This window comes from Paraburkholderia sp., from assembly GCF_035501035.1.
Taxonomy (GTDB): Bacteria; Pseudomonadota; Gammaproteobacteria; order Burkholderiales; family Burkholderiaceae; genus Paraburkholderia.
Genome location: NZ_DATJWR010000339.1, coordinates 1 through 3,956, shown reverse-complemented (window position 1 = coordinate 3,956; position 3,956 = coordinate 1). Strand labels below are relative to the sequence as shown.

The following is a 3,956-nucleotide window of genomic DNA, read 5'->3' as shown; positions in this document are numbered from 1 at the left end:
CCGGGCTCGGTATTCGCGGCATCCGTCACGCAGCGGGCGGCCTGCATCTGTAACGGGAAACGCGTCATGACCGCCTCGACCATCGTCATCGTCATCGTCGGCGCAGGCCAGGCCGGCGCGCTCGCCGCCGCCGAACTGCGCCGGCAAGGCTACGCGGGCCGCCTCGTGCTGATCGGCGAAGAAGCCCACGCGCCTTATGAACGGCCGCCGCTTTCGAAAGACGTGCTGCTCCAGCCGCAAACCGCGCGCTGCGCCATTCACGCAGAAGGCTTCTACGCGGAGCACGCGATCGAGCTGAAACTCGGCGTGGCCGCAACCGCGCTCGACGCGCAGGCTCGTACGGTCATGCTCTCCAGCGGCGAGACGATTGCCTTCGACAAGCTGCTGCTCGCCACGGGCGCACGCGTGCGGCGCCTGCCGATGCTCGACGCGCTCGGCGGCCTCGGCGAAAGCGTCCACACGTTGCGCACGCTCGACGACGCGCAGCGCCTTTTACCGGTTCTGCAACCGGGCAAGCGTGTGCTGCTGGTGGGCGCGGGCGTGATCGGCCTCGAACTCGCTTCTAGCGCAGTTGATCTCGGCGCGCAGGTCACCGTGATCGAGCAGGCGCCGCGCGCGATGATGCGTTGCGCGCCGCCCGTTCTGAGCGCGCATTTGTGCGTCGTGCACCGCGCGCGTGGCGTGGCGCTGCATCTGGGCTCGCCGCTCGCGGCGGCGGCGCGCGAGCGCGGCGAGATCGTGCTGACGCTCGAAGACGGCACGCGCCTCACGGGCAACGCGGTGATCTACGGCATCGGCGTCGAACCCGAGACCACGCTCGCCCAGGCAGCCGGCCTGCACGTTGAAAACGGCATCGTGATCGACGCGCAATGCCGCACCTCGCACGCGCACGTCTACGCGGCGGGCGACGCCGCCACCCAGTGGGACGAAGCGAGCGGCCGCCACCAGCGTCGCGAAACGTGGGAAAACGCGAACCAGCAAGCGCAGACGGCCGCACGCGCGATACTCGGCCTCGCGCCCGAGGCACGCGAAGCCGACTGGTTCTGGACCGATCAATGCGGCCTCAACATCCAGTTCGCCGGCGACATGGCCGCGCCCGAATGGCTCGCGCGAGGCACGCTCGACACGCCACCCTGCGTGCTGTTCGGTCTCGATGGCGAAGGCGCGCTCGTGGGCGCGATCACCGTAAATCAGGGACGTGACATGCGCAGCGCGAAAGCGCTGATCGGCAAGCGCGCGCGCATCGCGCGCGAAACGCTCGCAGATCCTGCGCAGAATCTGCGTAATCTGGCGCGCGAATTTGCCTGATTTTGGCTGACCTTGCCTGATGCTCACCAGCGCAAGACCCGGCCGAAATCGCACGTTTCACCCGATTCGAGAAAAGCGCTTGCAAGCGCGCGCGAGTGTCTCTATAATTCGCGCCTCGACAGGCTCGTAGCTCAGTTGGTTAGAGCACCACCTTGACATGGTGGGGGTCGTTGGTTCGAATCCAATCGAGCCTACCAACGAACATGCAGTAAAGAAGCTGTACCTTGCAGCATCTTGTGAATGACGCATTCCCTCGCGGGTCTGCGTCATTTTCTTTTGGTGCCCTAATCATGTGCGCGGCGATTCATTGCGCGCATCGACGAACGTGGAAGCGTCATCTCGCGCGAGGAAAACGCAACCTTGCAGTGAGTGCTCGCGGATCAGCGGCCCGGCGCGAAGGCGTCGCCGTCTAGCGATAGTTCACGCTCCGCCAGCAGGTCGGCAAGCAGTTGCGCACTGCCCAGCGCGAGCGTGAAGCCGAGCGCGCCGTGCCCCGTGTTGAGCCACAGGTTGCGAAAGTGCGTCGCGCCGATCAGCGGCTTGCTGTCGGGCGTGGCAGGACGCATGCCGGTCCACGTCTGAATGGCTTCGTAATTGCCGGCAGCGGGAAACGTTTCGCGCGCCTGGCGCGTGAGCAGCGCGATGCGCTCCTCGTCGGCGTGCGGGTTCATGCCCGTGAGATCCACCATGCCCGCAATGCGCAAACGCTCGCCGAGCGGCGCGTAGACCACCTTGTGATGGGCATCCGTAATCGAGATGCGTGGCGCGCCCTGCGCATTCGCATTGGGCAGCGTGAGGCTGTAGCCCTTGAGCGGATATACGGGCACGTTCACGCCCATTGCTGCGAGCATCGGCTGACTCTGAAACCCCAGGCAGACCACGAACGCGTCGGCCTCGATGTCGCCCTTCGAGGTTTGCGCGGCGAGCACCCGCAGCCCCTTCGTGCGCAGGCCCGAAAACTCGGTGGCAATCTGCAGGTCCACGCCGTCGCGCTGCGCCGCGCGTGCGAGGCCGCGCGTGAACTGGTCGCAATCGGCGGCCTCTTCGCCCGGCGTGTGAATGCCGCCCGCAATCTCCCCGCCGATATGCGCGAGCGCGGGCTCGAGCGCAACGCACGCCGCGCCTTCGAGCACGTGCTGCACGCAACCCAGTTGCGCCTGGTATTCGGCCTGGCGGCGCGCGAGCGCGAAGCTTTCCTGATCGCGATAGACCACGAGCTTGCCGTTGCGCACGTAGTCGAACGCGAGCGATTCGCGCTCGGCGACTTCATGCATGAGACGCTGGCTCAGAAAGCCGAGGCCAAGCAGTTCGGCCGTGGTCGCGCGGCTGCGCGCGCGCGTGCAGGCGCGCAGGAACGCAGCGCACCAGCGCCATTGATGCGGATCCAGCCGCGGCACGAAACGCAGCGCGGCTTCGCGCGAAAAGAGCCATTGCGGCAGCTTCGGCAGCACTGAAGGGTCGGCCAGCGGCGCCACGTAGCTGTAGCTGAGCTGGCCGCCATTGGCGTGGCTCGTTTCGCGCGCCACGTCCGCGTGACGTTCGACGAGCGTCACCTCATGTCCGTCGCGCACAAGCGCATACGCCGTCGTCACGCCGATCACCCCACCGCCCAAAACGCATACTCGCATAGTGTGTCGTTCTCTCTGGCTTGCGGCCGAACCTTTCCGGCCCATGCCGCCAGTCTCGCCGGGAACGAAACGGAACTCAACTGCGAATTGCGTGCGGGAGATGACCTCCGGTCAAACGGATCCGCCGGGCGATGGGGCGACGGTCTCTACCACGCCCCTCGAACGTTGTTCGCGCAACGGTTGCGCGATCCGCCCGCTCAGGCCAGCGCCGAGAGGGTCCGCAGGCCCGCAAGGGCGTCGGCAGTCGCGGCGCGCGTCGGGTGTGCGCCAGTCTGCCCCGCACCGCCCAGGTTGAACACCGCCACGGCTTCACGCAACGCGTCGGCCTGCGCTTCGAGCGATTGCGCGGCGGCCGCCGCTTCCTCGACGAGCGCCGCGTTGCGCTGCGTGACCTCGTCGATCTGTGCGATCGCGCGGTTCACCTGCTCGATGCCGTCGCTTTGCTCGAGCGTGGCGGTTTCAATCCCGGTCATGATCCCGCTCACGCGCGCCACCGCGTCGCGTGCTTCGTCCATCGTGCGGCGCGCGTCTTCCACGAGGCGCGCGCCCGCGCCGACCGTCGCCACCGAGTGGGAGATCAGTTCCTTGATCTCCTTGGCCGCCGTGCCCGAGCGCTGCGCGAGGCTGCGCACCTCGCTCGCCACGACCGCGAAGCCGCGACCCTGCTCGCCCGCACGCGCCGCCTCCACGGCCGCGTTGAGCGCGAGGATGTTGGTCTGGAACGCAATGCCCTCGATGATGCCGGTGATTTCCTCCACCTTCTGCGACGACGCCGAGATGTCGTTCATCGTCGCGTTCACGCGCGCCACCACGTCGGCGCCGCGCGTGACGGTTTGCAGCGCGCCCTGCGCGAGCCCGCTCGCCTCCTTCGCGCCGGACGTGTTCTGGCGCACCGCCGCCGAAAGCTCCTCGAGGCTCGCTGCCGTTTGCTCGAGCGCGGCCGCCTGCTGCGAAGTGCGATCCGAGAGGTCCACGTTGCCCGAAGCGATCTGCTTCGCGCCCTGCGTGATCTCGTGCGTG

3 protein-coding genes and 1 tRNA gene are annotated in these 3,956 nt (G+C 67.5%); 2 read left to right on the top strand and 2 right to left on the bottom strand.

What is annotated here, in order from left to right:
- Positions 1–66: 66 nt before the first annotated feature.
- Together hcaD and VMJ11_RS25110 are read left to right on the top strand one after the other, a co-directional pair.
- A complete protein-coding gene (gene hcaD, locus VMJ11_RS25115) occupies positions 67–1,308 on the top strand; it encodes a 3-phenylpropionate/cinnamic acid dioxygenase ferredoxin--NAD(+) reductase subunit (protein WP_325622833.1) in 1,242 nt (413 codons plus the stop codon).
- 120 nt (positions 1,309–1,428) lie between these two features.
- A tRNA-Val gene (locus VMJ11_RS25110) sits at positions 1,429–1,505 on the top strand.
- Positions 1,506–1,688: 183 nt separating this feature from the next.
- Here VMJ11_RS25110 and VMJ11_RS25105 read toward each other — a convergent pair.
- Positions 1,689–2,936: a D-amino acid dehydrogenase gene (locus VMJ11_RS25105; RefSeq protein ID WP_325622831.1), complete on the bottom strand. Its 1,248-nt coding sequence runs from the start codon at positions 2,934–2,936 to the stop codon at positions 1,689–1,691.
- Between the two features lie 197 nt (positions 2,937–3,133).
- Positions 3,134–3,956, bottom strand: an 823-nt coding sequence (locus VMJ11_RS25100) for a methyl-accepting chemotaxis protein (protein ID WP_325622829.1), incomplete at its 5' end; no start/stop codon positions are given.

What these genes read in the sequence shown, in the direction of transcription:
- hcaD (WP_325622833.1), top strand. Translation starts at nt 67, where the DNA reads ATGACCGCCTCGACCATCGTCATCGTCATCGTCGGCGCAGGCCAGGCC.
- VMJ11_RS25105 (WP_325622831.1), bottom strand. Translation starts at nt 2,936, where the DNA reads ATGCGAGTATGCGTTTTGGGCGGTGGGGTGATCGGCGTGACGACGGCG.